The following is an 18,396-nucleotide window of genomic DNA, read 5'->3' on the forward strand; positions in this document are numbered from 1 at the left end:
CACGGATACTGGATTGCTGGATGAGCGCTTCCGAAGCCCAGGAGGGGACCGCGATGTTGTCCACAGGACTGCCGCAGGGGGCGGTGCCCAAGCTCGAACGCCCCGGGCCGCTGCGCGAGCGGGTCTACGAGGCGTTGCTCGAACTCATCACGACGCGGGCGCTCCAGCCCGGCCAGCACCTGGTCGAGAGCGAGCTCGCCGGGCACCTCGGGGTGTCCCGGCAGCCCGTGCGCGAGGCGCTCCAGCGGCTGAACACCGAGGGCTGGGTCGATCTGCGCCCGGCGCAGGGCGCGTTCGTGCACGAGCCGACGGAGGAGGAGGCGGACCAGCTCCTCACCGTCCGCACGCTCCTGGAGGCGGAGGCCGCCCGGCTCGCCGCGGCCAACGCGGGCAAGACCGGGATCACCGCCCTGGAGGACCTCTGCGCCCGCGGCGAGCAGGCGGTGGCGGACGGCGACGTGGACCTGGTCGTCGCGACGAACGCGGAGTTCCACGCGAAGGTCATGGAACTCGCGGGCAACGTGGTCCTGGCCGAACTCGCCGGCCAGGTCGACCGCCGGGTGCGCTGGTACTACCAGCCGGTCGCCCGCCAGCGCGGCAAGCAGTCCTGGATCGAGCACCGCGAGCTCATCGCGGCGATCTCGGCCCGCGACGAGTCCCGCGCCACCGCCGTCATGCGCACCCACACGGAACACACCCGCGAGACGTACCACCACCGCAACGAGGAACAGGCGTAGGACCCGCCCGGGGGCGTCCCTGAACCGAGCAACGGCCCGGTTCGGTGGAACGCCCCCGTACGCCCGGCCGGCGCCGTCGCCACCGGAATCAGCCGACCCCACCGGAATCAGCCGACCCCACCGGAATCAGGTGGGCTGCGCCGCGCACGCGGGGGACCAGCGCGCCTCGGCGGCGAGCATGACCACCAACGCCACGACCAGCACCAGGAGTTGGGCGAGCGCCGACACCCGCAGGCCGAGGAACGCCGTCGCGAGCACCACCGGCACGGCCGCCGCCCGGAACCCCAGCGGGAACAGCCGCATCGACGCGCGGAACGCCACGTCGCCGGCCAGGAACAGCGCCACACCGCCCGCGAGCGCCAGCGCGGGGCCCGCGTGCAGATGCTCCCCGATGTGCCCGAGCGACTTCTTGATCCCGGCCGCGAGGAACGCCACGCCGAGCAGCATCGGCAGGAACGCGTAGTAGTACGCCGTCATGGCCAGGTGGAAGCGCCGGTCGGGCGGTGTCGCCGCGAACGCGCGCTCGGCGCCTCCCTCGTCCCGCACGAAGTACGTCCACCACAGCGCACCGGCGAGCGCGAGCGCCAGGAAGACCCCCGTGAACACGCTCGCCGTGAACGGCAGATCGCCGATCCCGACCCCGATCGCGACGACCGATTCGCCGAACGACACGATGAGCAGCAGACCGTGTCGCTCCACGAAGTGCCCCGGGTGCAACGCGCCGAGCTGGGTGCGCAGTTCGGCGGCCCGGCGGGCCGAGCGGCGGGTCGGCCCGTGCTCCGCGATGTGCGGCGTCACGAACTGCACGACGATCGCGGTGAGCCACAGTCCGTCCGCCGCGAGACCCGTGCACAGGCCCGCGCCCGTGATGGCCAGCGCGGCGAGGGAGTTGGGCACCGCGTACCAGATCACGTCGTTGCCGTGGCTGCGGGTGTACAGCACGCTGTGCACGAGGACGACCAGCAGATAGCCGAGGCCGAAGACCACGCCCGCGTTCGAGTGCGCGTCGAAGACGTGCGGGATCGACAGGGCGCAGATCAGGAACGCGGCCATGCCGAGCAGCATCAGCAGCCGGCGGGACGGGCGGTCGGGCGGCACCTGGTTGGTCAGATACGCGTAGGCCCCGTACATCCAGTACAGGACCGTGAAGATCAGCACGACCCGGCCCGCGGTGGCCCATGTCAGATCGTGTGCGATCAGCACGGTCAGCTGGGTCAGCGTGTAGACGAAGACCAGGTCGAAGAAGAGCTCCAGTGTGGTCACCGGCTGAAGGGTCACCGGCTGAAGGGTCTTCGGCTGAAGGGCCTTGGGCTGAAGGGTCTTGGGCTCGTCGGGCCCGGCCGGTATCGGCGGATCCTGCGGCGGTGGTGCCATGGGCGACGTCATGTCTCGATTCCCCCTGTGACGTGGCGCGTTGTCGCGGCGCACAGACTACGGTCCGGGCGCGCCGCACGCAGGGGAGTGTCTCGAGGAACGGTCTTTGTCCTGTGACGGGAGAAAGTCGTGGGTAATTCCTGCGCAACTTCTTCCCACTCCCGGCAGGCACTGCTACGTTCCCCATCGAAAGCACGGCGTACGTCAGCCATCCGGAAGCCCGAAGAGGCGGGGAGGGGCACGTGAGACGCATGACGGCTCGACCCGCGAACGCGCACCAGGCGCGCTTGCTGCGACTGCTGCGCGACGGCGGTCCCAACTCCCGTGCCCAGCTGGGCGATCAGATCGATCTGTCACGCTCCAAGCTGGCCGTCGAGGTGGACCGGCTCCTGGAGACCGGACTCGTGGTCGCCGACGGACTCGCCGCCTCGCGCGGCGGCCGCCGCTCCCACAACATCCGGCTCGCCCCCACGCTCCGCTTCCTCGGCGTCGACATCGGCGCGACCTCGGTCGACGTCGCCGTCACCAACGCCGAGCTGGAGGTGCTCGGCCACATCACCCAGCCGATGGACGTGCGCGAGGGTCCGGTCGCGGTCTTCGAGCAAGTCCTCTCCATGGCGGCGAAGTTGAAGGCGTCCGGCCTCGCCGAGGGGTTCGACGGAGCGGGTATCGGGGTTCCCGGACCGGTCCGCTTCCCCGAGGGTGTGCCGGTCGCGCCACCGATCATGCCCGGCTGGGACGGTTTCCCGGTCCGCGAGGCACTCAGCCAGGAACTGGGCTGCCCCGTCATGGTCGACAACGACGTGAACCTGATGGCGATGGGGGAGCAGCACGCCGGCGTCGCCCGCCAGGCGCGCGACTTCCTCTGCGTCAAGATCGGCACCGGCATCGGCTGCGGCATCGTCGTCGGCGGTGAGGTCTACCGCGGCACGACCGGATCGGCCGGCGACATCGGCCACATCCAGGTCGAACCGGACGGGCGCCAGTGCGCCTGCGGCAACAAGGGCTGCCTGGAGGCCTACTTCAGCGGCGCGGCGCTCGCCCGCGACGCCGAGGAGGCCGCCCGCGACGGCAGCTCGCCCGAGCTCGCCGGCCGTCTGGAGACGGCCGGCAGGCTCAGCGCCGCCGATGTCGCGGTCGCCGCGGCCGCCGGTGACGGGACCTCCCTCGACCTGATCCGCGAGGGCGGCAACCGCACCGGGCAGGTCATCGCGTCCCTCGTCAGCTTCTTCAACCCCGGCCTCGTCGTCATCGGCGGCGGTGTCACCGGCCTCGGCCATACGCTCCTCGCCGCCCTGCGCACCCAGGTCTACCGCCAGTCGCTGCCGCTCGCGACCGGCAATCTGCCCATCGTCCTGGGCGAGTTGGGCCCCACCGCCGGAGTCATCGGCGGCGCCCGCCTGATCAGCGACCACCTGTTCTCACCCGCGTAGAACACCTCGCTCCACCACGTCACCCAGTACGGCGCACTGCTCTGCCCTGCCCTGAAACCGGCCCGCACCCGCTGCTAGGGGAACCGCCATGGCACCTTCGCCACCTTCGGCATCTTCGGCTCCTTCGCCACCTTCGGCATCAGAACCACCGCTGCTCACCATGTCCGGCATCACCAAGTCGTTCCCCGGCGTGCGCGCCCTCGACGGCGTGGACCTCGACGTCCAGGCGGGCGAGGTGCACTGTCTGCTCGGCCAGAACGGCGCGGGCAAGTCCACCCTCATCAAGGTCCTCGCGGGCGCCCACCAGCCCGACGAAGGAGCCATCACCTGGCGCGGCGACCGTGTCGTGCTGCGCTCGCCGATCGCCGCGATGCGCCTCGGCATCGCCACGATCTACCAGGAACTCGACCTCGTCGAGGGCCTGTCGGTGGCCGAGAACGTCTTCCTCGGCCACGAGCCCACCGCGGCCGGATTCGTCGTACGAGGACGCGACGCCAAGGCGTCGACCGCCGCGCTGCTCAAGCGACTTGGCCATGGCGAGATCTCGCCCGGCACCCTCGTCGCCGACCTCTCCGCCGCCGGCCGGCAGATCGTCTCGATGGCCCGCGCGCTCTCCCACGACGTCCGCCTCATCGTCATGGACGAGCCGTCCGCGGCGCTCGACCCGGATGAGGTCGACAACCTCTTCCGCATCGTCGGAGACCTCACCGCCGAAGGGGTCGCCGTCGTCTACATCTCGCACCGCCTGGAGGAGATCCGCCGCATCGGCGACCGCGTCACCGTCCTCAAGGACGGCCGCGCCGTGGCCGGCGGGCTCCCCGCGAAGGACACGCCCACGCGTGACGTCGTGGCGCTGATGACGGGCCGCAACGTGGAGTACGTCTTCCCCGACCGCCCGCTGTCCGCACCGCGCACGGACCCGGTGCTCACCGTCCGGAACCTGTCCCGCGAGGGCGAGTTCGCGCCCCTCGACCTGGAGATCAGGCCGGGCGAGATCGTCGGCCTCGCCGGTCTCGTCGGCTCGGGACGCTCCGAGATCCTGGAGACGATCTACGGCGCCCGCAAGCCCACGACCGGCCAAGTGACCCTCTCCGGAAAGGAATTGCGCCCCGGCAGCGTCCGCTCGGCGGTCCGCGCGGGCCTGGGCCTCGCCCCCGAGGAACGCAAGGCGCAGGCACTGCTCATGCTGGAGTCGGTCACCCGCAACGTCTCGGTGTCCTCCATGTCCCGCTACTCCTACGGGGGTTGGCTCAACCGCACGGCCGAACGCGAGGCCGCCCACCGCGCGACCCGCGAACTCTCCCTGCGCCCCGACAACCCCGCGGTCCCGGTCCGCACGCTCTCCGGCGGCAACCAGCAGAAGGCGGTCCTGGCCCGCTGGCTGCTGCGCGGCTGCAAGGTCCTGCTCCTGGACGAGCCCACCCGCGGCGTCGACGTGGGCGCGCGGGCGGAGCTCTACGCGGTCATCCGCCGCCTCGCCGACGACGGCCTCGCCGTCCTCCTCGTCTCCAGCGAGGTCCCCGAGGTCCTCGGCCTCGCCGACCGCGTCCTGGTCCTGCGCGAGGGCCGGGTCGTCCACGAGTCCCCGGCGCGCGACCTGGACGAACACCGGGTCCTCGACCTGGTCATGGAAGGCACCCCGGCGTGAGCGGCGACCGGCGCCCCGGCTCCACCCGACCCGCATCCGACCATCCCACCCGCCCAGAAGGGACACCGGCGCCATGACGCAGCCCGCCTCCCCCGCCCGCCCGGCGGAGCCCCAACGCGCCCCGGCCCCCAGCGGCAGCGCCCCCCGCGCACTGCGCCTCGACATCCGCACGCTCTCGCTGCTCGGCGTCCTCGCCGTCCTGGTCGTCATCGGCGGCATCACCCAGCCCGACTCGTTCCTGGACACCGACAACGTCCAGCTGATCCTCACCCAGGCCAGCGTCATCGGCGTCGTCACCGTCGGCATGACCTTCGTGATCATCTCCGGCGGCATCGACCTGTCCGTGGGCGCCATCGTCGCCCTCGCCAGCGTCTGGGCCACCACCGTCTCCACCCAGGAGTACGGCTTCCTCGGCATCCTGTTCACCGCGATCGTCGTCGGCGTCGGCTGCGGACTCGTGAACGGGATGCTCATCGCGTACGGCGCCGTGGTCCCGTTCATCGCGACCCTCGCGATGCTCGCCTCCGGGCGCGGCCTCGCCCTTCAGATCACCGACGGCAACACGCAGATGGTCACCGTCGACGGTGTCCTCAAGCTCGGCGAACGGGACTCGTACATCCTCGGCATCCCGCCGCTCGTGCTCGTCTTCGCCGCGGTCACCGTCATCGGCTGGCTCGTCCTGAACCGGACCACGTTCGGCCGCCGCTCCGTCGCCGTCGGCGGCAACGCGGAGGCGGCCCGGCTCGCCGGCATCGACGTACGCCGTCAGCGCCTGTACCTCTACCTGCTGTCCGGACTGTGCTGCGGCATCGCGGCCTTCCTGCTGATCGTGCTCTCCGGCTCCGGCCAGAACACCAACGGCAACCTCTACGAACTCGACGCCATCGCCGCCGCCATCATCGGCGGCACCCTGCTCACCGGCGGCCGGGGCACCATCACCGGCTCGGTCCTCGGCGTCCTGATCTTCACCACGATCCAGAACATCTTCGCGCTGAACAACATGGAGAGCGCGACCCAGCAGATCGCCAAGGGAGCCATCATCGTGGCGGCGGTCCTGGTCCAGCGACGTACAGCGAACACCACCTCCTGAAGGTCGGCCCCGGGAAAGGGACGAAGCCATGCCAGAGATCACCAGTCAGATGGCGAGCCGCAGAAGGATCCTGTTCGGCGCCGCCGCCGTCACCACGGGCGGCCTGCTGACGGCCTGCACGAGCAACGAGCCCAGCGACAAGAACGACGACAGCAGCAAGGCCGCCGACCAGCCGGCCGCCGACAGCAAGGCCGGCAAGGAGGTCACGATCGGCTTCGCCGGTCCGCAGGCCGACCACGGCTGGCTCAACGCCATCAACGACAACGCCAAGGAACGCGCCAAGAAGTACGCGGACGTCACCCTGGAGGCGACCGAGGGGTCGAACGACACGGCCGCGCAGATCGGCCAGGTCGAGACCCTCATCAACAAGAAGGTCGACGTCCTCGTCATCCTGCCCGCCGACGGCAAGGCCCTGACCCAGGTCGGCCTCAAGGCGATGCGCGCGGGCATCCCCGTCGTGAACCTGGACCGCATCTTCAACACCCCGCAGGCGTACCGGTGTTGGATCGGCGGCGACAACTACGGCATGGGCCTGTCCGCCGGGAACTACATCGGCGAACAGCTCAAGGACAAGAAGAACGCGAAGGTCATCGAGCTCGCCGGGCTCGACAACCTCGAACTCACCAAGCAGCGCACCCAGGGCTTCGACGACGCCCTGAAGAACTACCCGAACATCAAGAAGGTGGCCCGCCAGGCCGCCGACTTCACCGTCGAGTCGGGACAGGCCAAGATGTCCCAACTCCTCCAGGCCCAGAAGAACTTCGACGCCCTGTGGAACCACGACGACGACCAGGGCGTCGGCGCGCTGCGGGCCATCAAGCAGGCCGGTCGTGACGACTTCCTGATGGTCGGCGGGGCGGGCGCCCTGTCCGCCATGCAGGCCATCGAGTCCGGCGACAGCGTCCTGAAGGCCACCGTCCTCTACCCGCCGACCATGGCCGCCTCCGCCATCGACCTGGCCCGCGCGCTCGGCCAGGGCAAGGGCATCAGCGGCATGGCCGAGTTCGAGATCCCCGCCCACGTGACGCTGTACTCGGCCGTCGTCGACAAGGACAACGTCGCCCAGTACATGCCGACCGGCTTCAAGTGATGCGCGCCGTCGGCACGACGTACCCGGCGAACTCGGTCTGTTCAAGGAGGACTTCCGCATGGCAAGCAGTGGCAGCGGCACGACGGCCCACGACACGGGCGGCGACAACGACGGCGAGGTGAAGCGGTCCACGCCCCGGCCCGTGCTGGGCGTGGGCATGGTCGGCTACGCGTTCATGGGCGCCGCCCACTCCCAGGGGTGGCGCACCGCGGGCCGCGTCTTCGACCTGCCGCTCACCCCCCGGCTCGCCGCGGTCTGCGGCCGCGACGGGCAGGCGGTGCGGGCCGCCGCGGACCGGCTCGGCTGGGCCGCGGCCGAGACGGACTGGCGGGCGCTCATCGCCCGGGACGACGTCGACCTCGTCGACATCTGCACCCCCGGCGACAGCCATGCCGAGATCGCCGTCGCCGCCCTGGAGGCGGGCAAGCACGTGCTGTGCGAGAAGCCCCTCGCCAACTCCGTCGAGGAGGCCGAGACGATGACGGCGGCGGCCGAACAGGCGGCCGCACGGGGGCAGTTGGCGATGACCGGGTTCAACTACCGGCGGGTCCCGGCCATCGCGCTCGCCCGCCGTATGGTCGCCGAGGGCCGCGTCGGCACCCTGCGCCACGTCCGCGTCACCTACCTCCAGGACTGGCTCGTCGACCCGTCCTTCCCGCTGACCTGGCGGTTGCAGAAGCCGTACGCCGGGTCGGGCGCGCTCGGCGACCTGGGCGCGCACGCCGTCGACCTCGCCCAGTTCCTGGTCGGCGAACCGCTCGCGGGCGTCTCCGCGCTCACCGAGACGTTCGTACGTGAACGCCCCCTGCTCGACGGTGCCTCCTCCGGCCTCTCGGCGGCCGGGGGAGGGGAAGCGGGTTTCGGTCAGGTCACCGTCGACGACGCGGCCCTGTTCACCGGCCGCTTCGCCTCCGGTGCCCTCGCCTCCTTCGAGGCGACCCGGTTCGCGACCGGCCGCAAGAACGCGCTGAGGGTCGAACTCAACGGCGAGCGCGGCTCGTTGGCGTTCGACCTGGAGCGACTGAACGAGCTGTACTTCCACGACCACACCGAGCCCGGCGTCAGCGCCGGCTTCCGCCGCATCCTCGTCACCGAGCCCCAGCACCCCTACCTGGAGGCCTGGTGGCCGCCGGGGCACGGACTCGGCTACGAGCACACCTTCGTGCACCAGGCGCGTGACCTGGTCCACGCCATCGCCGAACAGACGGCGCCCGCCCCGTCGTTCGCCGACGGGCTCCAGGTGCAGCGCGTCCTCGCGGCGGTCGAGGAGAGCGCCGCGAAGAACTCCGTCTACACCGCCGTCCCGGCCCCCGTCCCCGCCTGAGGAGGCTGCACACCGTGCCCCGACAGTTCACACTCTTCACCGGCCAGTGGGCTGACCTGCCCCTGGAGGAAGTCTGCCGACTGGCCCGCGACTTCGGCTACGACGGCCTCGAACTCGCCTGCTGGGGCGACCACTTCGAGGTCGACAAGGCTCTCGCCGACCCCGCGTACCTCAAGGGCCGCCACGAGCTGCTCGACAGGTACGGCCTCAAGTGCTTCGCGATCTCGAACCACCTGGTCGGCCAGGCCGTCTGCGACGCCATCATCGACGAACGCCACGAAGCCATCCTGCCCGCCCGCATCTGGGGGCACGGCGAGGCGGAGGGCGTACGGCAGCGGGCCGCCGCGGAGATCGCCGACACGGCCCGCGCGGCCGCCGCCTTCGGCGTCGACACCGTCATCGGCTTCACGGGCTCGTCGATCTGGCACCTCGTCGCGATGTTCCCGCCGGCGCCCGAGTCGATGATCGAGCGCGGCTACGAGGACTTCGCCGAACGCTGGAACCCGATCCTCGACGTCTTCGACGCCGAGGGCGTCCGCTTCGCGCACGAGGTCCACCCGAGCGAGATCGCGTACGACTACTGGACCACGCACCAGGCCCTGGCGGCGGTCGACCATCGGCCCGCCTTCGGCCTCAACTTCGACCCCTCCCACTTCGTGTGGCAGGACCTCGACCCGGTCGGCTTCCTGCACGACTTCCGGGACCGGATCTACCACGTCGACTGCAAGGAGGCGCGCAAGCGGCTCGACGGCCGCAACGGCCGCCTCGGCTCCCACCTCCCGTGGGGTGATCCGCGCCGCGGCTGGGACTTCGTCTCGGCCGGCCACGGCGACGTCCCCTGGGAGGACGTCTTCCGCATGCTCCGCTCGATCGACTACAGGGGCCCCATCTCGGTGGAGTGGGAGGACGCGGGCATGGACCGCCTCCAGGGCGCTCCCGAGGCCCTGAAGCGGCTGAAGGCCTTCGACTTCGAGCCGCCCACCTCGTCCTTCGACTCGGCTTTCAGCAGCTAGGGCTTGCCGGCCCCACGTACTGCGCGACCGGTCACCGCGGTCGGTCGCGCAGTCGCTGAGGCCTGCCCGGAGACGGCTTTGTCCTGACCCGGGAAAAAGCTTCAACTAACCGCTGCACAAGGGCTACCCGAACCAGACAAACGCAGCTAGCTTCCTTGCTGCGTACATGGCAATGCCGCGTACATGGCAACGACACGAGATCCGGGGTGACGGCGCACCCCGCCCACGGCACGACCCGCCCCCTTCCCGGAGGAACCCGTGCACAGGAAACGCCTGAGAACCCGCAACGCACTCGCACTGCTGACGGGCACCCTGCTCGCCGCCACATCCCTCACCCTCACCGCCCACGCCGCCCCGGCACCGCAGGACGCCGCCGCGGCCGAAGACTTCCAGCAGGTCACCCTCGCCAAGGGCCCGGAAGAGGTCGGCGAGCCCATGAGCCTCGCCGTCCTCCCCGACCGCAAGGTCCTGCACACCTCCCGCGACGGCGTGCTGCGCCTGACCGACGAGAACGGCACGACGAAGGTCGCCGGCAAACTCGACGTCTACAACCACGACGAAGAGGGCCTCCAGGGCGTCGGCGTCGACCCGAACTTCAGCGAGAACCGCGCGATCTACCTCTACTACGCGCCCCCGCTGAACACCCCCGCCGGCGACGCCCCCAACGACGGCACGGCCGCCGACTTCGCCCCCTTCGACGGCGTGAACCGCCTCTCGCGCTTCACCCTCGACGCGGACGGCACCCTGAACAAGGCCTCCGAGAAGAAGGTCATCGACGTCGCCGCGTCGCGCGGCATCTGCTGCCACGTCGGCGGCGACATCGACTTCGACAAGGACGGCAACCTGTACCTGTCGACGGGCGACGACTCCAACCCGTTCGCCTCCGACGGCTTCACCCCCATCGACGAGCAGGCCACCCGCAACCCGGCGTACGACGCCCAGCGCTCGGCCGGCAACACCAACGACCTGCGCGGCAAGATCCTGCGCATCAAGGTCGCCGACGACGGCTCGTACACCGTCCCGCCCGGCAACCTCTTCGCGCCCGGCACCGACAAGACCCGCCCCGAGATCTACGCGATGGGCTTCCGCAACCCGTTCCGGATGAGCGTCGACAAGCCCACCGGCATCGTCTACGTCGGTGACTACGGACCCGACGCCGGCGCCGCCGACCCGAAGCGCGGCCCCGCGGGACAGGTCGAGTTCGCCCGCGTCACCAAGCCCGGCAACTTCGGCTGGCCGTACTGCACCGGCGACAACGACGCCTACGTCGACTACGACTTCGCGACGAAGACCTCCGGCGCCGCCTTCGACTGCGCCGCGCCGAAGAACAACTCGCCGCACAACACCGGCCTCGTCGACCTGCCGCCGGCCCAGGCCGCGTGGATCCCGTACGACGGCGGCTCCGTCCCCGAGTTCGGCTCGGGATCCGAGTCCCCGATGGGCGGCCCCGTCTACCGCTACGACCCCGCGAACACCTCGCCCGTCCGCTTCCCCGAGGCGTACGACGGCGACTTCTTCGCCGGTGAGTTCGGCCGGCGCTGGATCAAGCGGATCGAGCAGGACGCCGACGGCAAGGTCACGTCCATCAACCCGTTCCCGTGGACCGGCACCCAGATCATGGACATGGCCTTCGGCCCGGACGGCGCGCTGTACGTCCTGGACTACGGCACCTCCTGGTTCGGCGGTGACGAGAACTCCGGCCTGTTCCGCATCGAGAACGCCACCGACGGCCACTCGCCGACCGTCGACGCCAAGGCCGACAAGACCTCCGGGCAGGCCCCGCTGAAGGTCAGGTTCTCCTCGACCGCCGCCGACGCGGACGGCGGCACCCTCACCTACGCCTGGAACTTCGGCGACGGCACCACCGGCACCGGTGCGGCACCCGCCCACACGTACAAGAAGAACGGCACCTACACCGCCACCGTGACGGTGAAGGACTCCACCGGCCGCACCGGCAGCGCCGATGTGCACCTGGTCGTCGGCAACACCGCGCCCAAGGTGACCCTCGAACTCCCCGCCGACGGCCAGCTGTTCACCTTCGGCGACGAGGTGCCCTTCAAGGTGAAGGTGACCGACCCCGAGGACGGCACCATCGACTGCTCCAAGGTCAAGGTCACACACATCCTCGGCCACGACAGCCACGGCCACCCGGTGACCTCCGCCAACGGCTGCTCCGGCACGATCAAGACCAGCGCCGACAGTGAGCACGACCCGAACGCCAACGTCTTCGGAGTCTTCGACGCCGAGTACACCGACCTGGGCGCGAACGGTCAGCCGGCCCTCACCACGCACGACCAGGCCGTCACCCAGCAGAAGCACCGCCAGGCCGAGCACTACGGCGACTCCCAGGGCGTCTCCATCGTCAGCCACACCCCCGCCGAGGGCGGCAAGACCGTCGGCGACATCAACAACGGCGACTGGATCTCCTTCGAGCCCTACGTGATCGGCAACGCCAAGTCCCTGACGGCGAGCGTCGCGTCGGCCGGCTCCGGCGGCACCCTGGAGATCCGCACCGGATCACCCACCGGCCGTCTCGTCGGCAAGGCGACCGTCGCCCCGACCGGCTCCTGGGAGACGTACAAGGACGTGACCACGCCGATCACCAACGCGACCGCCCGGAGCACCACGCTCTACCTGGTCTTCAAGGGCTCGGGCACCGGCGCCCTGTTCGACGTCGACGACTTCACCTTCACCACGAGCTGAGAGGAGCAGGTCACCATGCGCACTTCCGCACGCATCGCGCTCGCGACCACCGCGGCCGCTCTGCTCATCGGCGGGATCACGGCACCCGCCTCCTCCGCCGGAGCGGCCCCGCAAGGGGCCCAGGCCCGCGACCGGGTCCTGGTCTTCTCCAAGACCGCGGGATTCCGGCACGACTCCATCCCCGAGGGCATCGCCGCCCTGAAGGAGCTCGGCGCCTCCAGCCGGCTCGCCGTCGACGCCACCGAGGACGCGACCGCCTTCACCCCGGGCAACCTCGCCCGGTACAAGGCCGTCGTCTTCCTCTCCACCACCGGGGACGTCCTCGACGCCACGCAACAGCAGGCGTTCGAGGAGTACGTCGCCGACGGCGGCGGCTACCTCGGCGTGCACGCCGCGGCCGACACCGAGTACGACTGGAACTACTACGGCGGCCTCGTCGGCGCCTACTTCCAGTCGCACCCGGCGATCCAGCCCGCGACCGTCCGCGTCGAGGACCGCCACCACCCCGCCACCGCCCACCTCCCGGCGGCCTGGCCGCGCACCGACGAGTGGTACAACTACCGCTCGAACCCGCGCGACCAGGTCCACGTCCTCGCCACCCTCGACGAGACGACGTACACCGGCGGCACCATGAACGGCGACCATCCGATCGCCTGGTGCCAGGAGTACGGCGGCGGCCGCGCCTTCTACACCGGCGGCGGTCACACCAAGGAGTCGTACGCGGACACGGCCTTCCGGAAGCACCTGCTCGGCGGCCTGAAGTACGCCACCGGCCAGGTGTCGGCCAACTGCAAGCCGAACACCGGCTACCGCACGATCTTCAACGGCGAGACCCTCGACGGCTGGAAGCAGGCCGGCCCCGGCAGCTTCACCGTCGACAAGGCCACGCGCACCCTGAACACCACCGGCGGCATGGGCCTCCTGTGGTACCAGGCCAAGGAGCTGTCCTCCTACTCCCTGAAGCTCGACTGGAAGATGCAGGGCGACGACAACTCCGGTGTCTTCGTCGGCTTCCCGGCCTCCGACGACCCCTGGTCGGCGGTGAACAAGGGGTACGAGGTCCAGATCGACGCCACCGACGCCCCGGACCGCACCACGGGCGCCGTCTACTCCTTCCAGTCGGCGGACATCGCCGCCCGCGACCAGGCCCTGCGGCCGCCGGGGGAGTGGAACCAGTACGAGATCAGGGTCGAGGGAGAACGCCTCCAGGTGTTCCTCAACGGCGTGAAGGTCAACGACTTCACCAACACCGACCCCGAGCGGAGCCTGACCGACGGCTACATCGGCCTGCAGAACCACGGCGCCGACGACCAGGTCTCCTTCCGCAATATCCGCCTGAAGGAGCTCTCCGCTCCCGCTCAGGGCGCGCTGCCCGGAACGGGCGACTAGAACGGCGGCGGGCGGGGGACGCCGGACCCCTGCCCGCCGTCCTGCCCCACCCCTCTCACCGATTCCGGCCCGTACCCCCGGTTCGCGTACGACAAGGAGGCTGCCCATGTCCGCCGAACCGTCCCTCCCCACACCGTCACCCCGCTTCGGCGTCTGGCTCGTCGGAGCACGCGGCTCCGTCGCCACCACCGCCGTCGCGGGCTGCGCCGCCGTCACCGCGGGCCTGCACCCGCCGACCGGCATGGTCACCGAGACCACCCCCTTCGCCGACTCCGGTCTGCCAACGTTGTCCTCGCTCGTCTTCGGTGGTCACGACACCGTCGACTGCCCCCTCCCCAAACGCGCCGAGCACCTCGCCGAGGGCGGCGTCCTGCCGCACGGCCTGCCGTCCGCCGTCGCCGCCGAACTGGCCGCCGCCGACCGCGAGATCCGGCCCGGCGGCCCCCTCCCCGGCGACAACCGCACCCAGGACGAGCTGATCAGCACCTTCGCCGCCGACATCACCGACTTCGTGCGCGGCCACGACCTCGCCGGCGCCGTCGTCGTGAACGTCGCCTCCACCGAACCGGCCCCGGCCCGAGACGGTGCGCTCCCGCCGAGCTCCCTCTACGCGGCCGCCGCCCTCCGCGCCGGCTTCCCCTACGTCAACTTCACCCCCTCCACGGGCCTGCACCACCCGACGCTCGCCGCAGCGGCCGCGAACGCCGCCGTCCCCCACACCGGGCGTGACGGCAAGACCGGCCAGACCCTCCTGCGCTCCGTCCTCGGCCCGATGTTCCTTCAGCGCGCCCTCTCCGTACGCGCCTGGTCCGGCACCAACCTCCTCGGCGGCGGCGACGGCGCCGCCCTCGCCGACCCCGCCGCGGCCGCCGCCAAGAACGCCGGCAAGGAACGCGTCCTCGCCGACACCCTCGGCGCCGCACCCCAGGGCGAGGTCCACATCGACGACGTGCCCGCCCTCGGCGACTGGAAGACCGCCTGGGACCACATCGCGTTCGACGGGTTCCTCGGCGCCCGCATGGTCCTCCAGACGACCTGGCAGGGGTGCGACTCGGCGCTCGCCGCGCCCCTCGTCCTCGACCTGGCCCGGCTGCTGCTGCGCGCCCACACCGTCGGCCTGACCGGCCCGCGCCCGGAACTCGGCTTCTACTTCAAGGACCCGGACGGAGCGGCGCCGGCGGCGCTCGGCGAGCAGTACGCCGCCCTGGTGGACTTCGCGGCACGGCTGCGGGCCGAGGCGTGAGCGGCGGCTCCCGGCTCCGCGCCTGGGCCGAACTCCTGCGCCTGCCCGCCCTGTTCACCGTCCCCGGCGACGCCCTCGCGGGCGCCGCGGCGATCGGCGTCCGCCCCCACCGCGGCACGCTCCTCGCCATCGGCTCCTCCCTGTGCCTGTACGAGGCCGGCATGGCCCTCAACGACTGGGCCGACCGCGCCGAGGACGCCGTCGACCGCCCCACCCGGCCGATCCCGTCCGGCCGCGTCCCACCCGGCGCGGCCCTCGCGGCAGCCGGCGCCCTCACCGCCGCGGGCGTGGGCCTCGCCTTCCGCGCGGGCCGCACCGCGGAGCCCTGGGCGCGGCCCTCGCCGCAACGGTCTGGGCGTACGACCTGACCCTGAAGCACACCCCGGCGGGCCCCTGGCCATGGGCGCGGCCCGCGGCCTCGACGTCCTCCTGGGCGCGGCGGCAACGGCCGGTTCGACGGGCGTCGGCGTCCACCCCGGCCGGGGACACCTGGACGGCGGGACCGCCAACCCTGCCCGCCACGTCGCCCTGCCCCTCGCCCGCCACGTCGCCCCGACCACCGTCCACCCCGCCGCCCCGGCCCCCGCGACGCGCGCCGCCCTCACCGCCGCCCTGGCCCTGGCCACCCACACCACGGCCGTCACCGCCGTCTCCCGCAACGAGACGACCGGGGTGATCCGATCGCCCCGGCCGCGGCCCTCGCCGTCACGGGTGCCCTGACCCACCACCTCCGCAGACCCCCGGCGGGCCGAGGCGCCGCAGCCCCCTCGGCCTGCCGGGTCCCACCGCGTACGCCGCGACCACGGTCCGCCCCCTGTTCCACGCCACCCTGAACCCCTCCCCGCCCTTGACCCAACGCGCTGTCGGCGCCGGCATCCGCGCGATGATCCCGCTCCAGGCCGCCCTCGCCGCCCGGTCGGGAGCCATCGGAACCGCCCTGTTCACCGCGTCACTCGCCCCGCTGGCCCGCCGCTTCGCGAAGAAGGTGAGCGTCACATGACCCCGCGCTGGGGCTACGGCACCAACGGCCTCACCGACCTCCGTCTCGACGACGCCCTCGCCCTCCTCGCCGACCTCGGCTACGACGGCGTCGGACTCACCCTCGACCACATGCACCTCGACCCCCTGGCCCCGGACCTCGCCGCGCGCACCCGTCAGGTCGCCCGCGCCCTGGACCGGCACCACCTCACCGCCACCGTCGAGACCGGCGCCCGCTACGTCCTCGACCCCCGCCGCAAACACGGCCCCTCCCTGCTCGACCCCGACCCGGACGCCCGCGCCGCACGCACCCGGCTCCTCGTCCGCGCCGTCCAGGTCGCCGCCGACCTCGACGCCCACGCGGTGCACTGCTTCAGCGGCATCACCCCCGACGGCACCGACCCGGACACCGCCTGGAAGCGCCTCGCCGACGCACTCGGCCCTGTCCTCGAAGCCGCCACCGGCGCCGGAGTCCCGCTCGCCATCGAACCCGAACCCGGCCATCTCCTCGCCACGCTCGCCGACTTCCACCACCTGCGCCGCACCCTCGGCAGCCCCGACGCCCTCGGCCTCACCCTGGACATCGGCCACTGCCAGTGCCTGGAGCCGCGATCGCCCGCCGACTGCGTCCGCGCGGCGGCCCCCTGGCTGCGGCACGTCCAGATCGAGGACATGCGCCGAGGCGTCCACGAACACCTGCCGTTCGGCGACGGCGAGATCGACTTCCCGCCGGTCCTCGACGCCCTCGCGGCCACCGGCTACCAGGGCCTGACCGTCGTCGAACTGCCCCGCCACTCGCACGCCGGGCCCCAGATGGCCGCCGAATCCCTCCCGTTCCTCCGAGCCGCAGCACAAGGAGGCAGCGCATGAACCAGCCGACCCCCCTCGCCGCCCTCCGCGCCCACCTCGACACGGAGCTCTCCGGCGCCGCCCGCGCCTGGCTCGACCAAGCCCTGGCCGAGGCGGCGGGCCACCCCCGCACCGGCGACGAGAAGAACCCGCCCGTCTGGGAGTCGAGGTTCGCCGAGGCCGGTCGCCGCACCGGCCAGGAGCACGCCGACGCCGCCCGTGTCCTGGTCCTGCGCACGGCCCGCGCCGACACCGCCACGCTCACCCGCCTGTACACGCAGGGCACCGCCGCCGAACGCCGCGCCGTCCTGCACGCCCTGCCCCACCTCGTCCCCGGACCCGACGCGCTCCCGCTCGTCGACGACGCCCTGCGCACCAACGACACCCGGCTGGTCGCCGCCGCCCTCGGCCCGTACGCCGCCGAGCACCTGCCGACCCACTCCTGGCGGCACGCCGTCCTGAAGTGCCTGTTCACCGGAGTCCCCGTCGACACCGTCGCCGCCCTGCGGCAGCGCTCCCGCGGCGACGCCGAACTCGCCCGGATGCTCGGCGACTTCGCCGACGAACGCACCGCCGCGGGCCGGCCCGTACCCGAGGACCTGCACCGCGTCCTGGCCCTGACCGTGCCCGCGCCCCACGCGCCGGGCGGCACCGAGGCGAAGGAGTCCTGATGCGCATCTTCGACCCCCACATCCACATGACGTCGCGCACCACCGACGACTACGAGGCCATGTACGCGGCAGGAGTCCGCGCCCTCGTGGAACCCGCCTTCTGGCTCGGCCAGCCCCGCACCTCGCCCGCCTCCTTCTACGACTACTTCGACGCCCTCCTGGGCTGGGAGCCCTTCCGCGCCGCCCAGTACGGCATCACCCACCACTGCACCATCGCCCTCAACCCCAAAGAGGCGAACGATCCCCGCTGCACCCCCGTCCTTGACGAGCTGCCGCGCTACCTCGTCAAGGACAACGTCGTCGCCGTCGGCGAGATCGGCTACGACTCCATGACCCCCGCCGAGGACACCGCCCTCGCCACCCAGCTGCAACTCGCCGCCGACCACGAGCTGCCCGCCCTCGTGCACACCCCGCACCGCGACAAGCTCACCGGACTGCGCCGCACCCTCGACGTCGTACGCGAATCCGCGCTGCCCCTCGACCGCGTCCTCGTCGACCACCTCAACGAGACCACGGTCAAAGAGGCCAAGGACGCCGGGAGCTGGCTCGGGTTCTCCGTCTATCCCGACACCAAGATGGACGAGGACCGCATGGTCGAGATCCTGCGCGCCTTCGGTCCCGAGAAGGTCCTCGTCAACTCCGCCGCCGACTGGGGCAAGAGCGATCCGCTCAAGACCCGCAAGGTCGCCGACGCGATGCTCGCCGCCGGGTTCACCGACGACGACGTCGACCTCGTCCTGTGGCGCAACCCGGTGGCCTTCTACGGTCTGAGCGGCCGCCTCCAACTCGACGCGCCGCCACCCCGGGAGGCCACCCACGAGGGCAACTCCATCTTGCGCGGCGGGGCGTGACCC

14 protein-coding genes and 1 pseudogene are annotated in these 18,396 nt (G+C 71.7%); 14 read left to right on the forward strand and 1 reads right to left on the reverse strand.

What is annotated here, in order from left to right; translation table 11 throughout:
- The first annotated feature begins 53 nt into the window (after window positions 1-53).
- Window positions 54-737: a GntR family transcriptional regulator gene (locus tag V2W30_RS33025; protein ID WP_338703854.1), complete on the forward strand. Its 684-nt coding sequence runs from the start codon at window positions 54-56 to the stop codon at window positions 735-737.
- 126 nt (window positions 738-863) lie between these two features.
- On the opposite strand, the gene V2W30_RS33030 is transcribed toward V2W30_RS33025, so the two are convergent.
- Complete coding sequence (locus V2W30_RS33030; RefSeq protein ID WP_338702224.1) at window positions 864-2,123, reverse strand: low temperature requirement protein A; 1,260 nt, start codon at window positions 2,121-2,123, stop codon at window positions 864-866.
- A gap of 239 nt (window positions 2,124-2,362) precedes the next feature.
- On the opposite strand from V2W30_RS33030, the gene V2W30_RS33035 reads away from it, so the two are divergent.
- The 13 genes and pseudogenes from V2W30_RS33035 (at window position 2,363) to V2W30_RS33095 (ending at window position 18,393) form a co-directional block, all read left to right on the forward strand.
- Entirely contained in the window at window positions 2,363-3,544 is a 1,182-nt protein-coding gene (locus V2W30_RS33035; protein ID WP_338702225.1) for an ROK family transcriptional regulator, read from the forward strand.
- A 160-nt stretch (window positions 3,545-3,704) separates the two neighbouring features.
- Entirely contained in the window at window positions 3,705-5,192 is a 1,488-nt protein-coding gene (locus tag V2W30_RS33040; RefSeq protein ID WP_338702226.1) for a sugar ABC transporter ATP-binding protein, read from the forward strand.
- Between the two features lie 73 nt (window positions 5,193-5,265).
- Window positions 5,266-6,282: an ABC transporter permease gene (locus tag V2W30_RS33045; RefSeq protein WP_338702227.1), complete on the forward strand. Its 1,017-nt coding sequence runs from the start codon at window positions 5,266-5,268 to the stop codon at window positions 6,280-6,282.
- Between the two features lie 28 nt (window positions 6,283-6,310).
- Window positions 6,311-7,372, forward strand: coding sequence for a substrate-binding domain-containing protein (locus V2W30_RS33050; RefSeq protein ID WP_338702228.1), 1,062 nt, complete (start codon window positions 6,311-6,313; stop codon window positions 7,370-7,372).
- Between the two features lie 58 nt (window positions 7,373-7,430).
- Window positions 7,431-8,696 (forward strand): Gfo/Idh/MocA family protein, encoded by a 1,266-nt coding sequence (locus tag V2W30_RS33055; protein WP_425244627.1) that lies wholly within the window; start codon window positions 7,431-7,433, stop codon window positions 8,694-8,696.
- A gap of 14 nt (window positions 8,697-8,710) precedes the next feature.
- Window positions 8,711-9,709 (forward strand): sugar phosphate isomerase/epimerase family protein, encoded by a 999-nt coding sequence (locus V2W30_RS33060; protein WP_338702230.1) that lies wholly within the window; start codon window positions 8,711-8,713, stop codon window positions 9,707-9,709.
- 258 nt (window positions 9,710-9,967) lie between these two features.
- Window positions 9,968-12,412: a PQQ-dependent sugar dehydrogenase gene (locus V2W30_RS33065; protein ID WP_338702232.1), complete on the forward strand. Its 2,445-nt coding sequence runs from the start codon at window positions 9,968-9,970 to the stop codon at window positions 12,410-12,412.
- Window positions 12,413-12,427: 15 nt separating this feature from the next.
- Window positions 12,428-13,801, forward strand: a complete 1,374-nt coding sequence (locus tag V2W30_RS33070; RefSeq protein WP_338702234.1) for a ThuA domain-containing protein — start codon at window positions 12,428-12,430, stop codon at window positions 13,799-13,801.
- Between the two features lie 106 nt (window positions 13,802-13,907).
- A complete protein-coding gene (locus V2W30_RS33075) occupies window positions 13,908-15,044 on the forward strand; it encodes an inositol-3-phosphate synthase (protein WP_338702236.1) in 1,137 nt (378 codons plus the stop codon).
- Window positions 15,041-16,044: pseudogene (locus tag V2W30_RS33080) on the forward strand (SCO3242 family prenyltransferase). Before V2W30_RS33075 ends, V2W30_RS33080 begins: the two are co-directional and overlap by 4 nt.
- Complete coding sequence (locus tag V2W30_RS33085; RefSeq protein WP_338702237.1) at window positions 16,041-16,892, forward strand: sugar phosphate isomerase/epimerase family protein; 852 nt, start codon at window positions 16,041-16,043, stop codon at window positions 16,890-16,892. Before V2W30_RS33080 ends, V2W30_RS33085 begins: the two are co-directional and overlap by 4 nt.
- Complete coding sequence (locus V2W30_RS33090) at window positions 16,889-17,542, forward strand: EboA domain-containing protein (protein ID WP_338702238.1); 654 nt, start codon at window positions 16,889-16,891, stop codon at window positions 17,540-17,542. Before V2W30_RS33085 ends, V2W30_RS33090 begins: the two co-directional genes overlap by 4 nt.
- A complete protein-coding gene (locus V2W30_RS33095; protein WP_338702239.1) occupies window positions 17,542-18,393 on the forward strand; it encodes a TatD family hydrolase in 852 nt (283 codons plus the stop codon). The genes V2W30_RS33090 and V2W30_RS33095 overlap by 1 nt, the downstream gene beginning before the upstream one ends.
- Window positions 18,394-18,396: the final 3 nt, after the last annotated feature.

Origin of the sequence: Streptomyces sp. Q6, assembly GCF_036967205.1 — a bacterium.
GTDB lineage: Bacteria > Actinomycetota > Actinomycetes > Streptomycetales > Streptomycetaceae > Streptomyces > Streptomyces citrinus.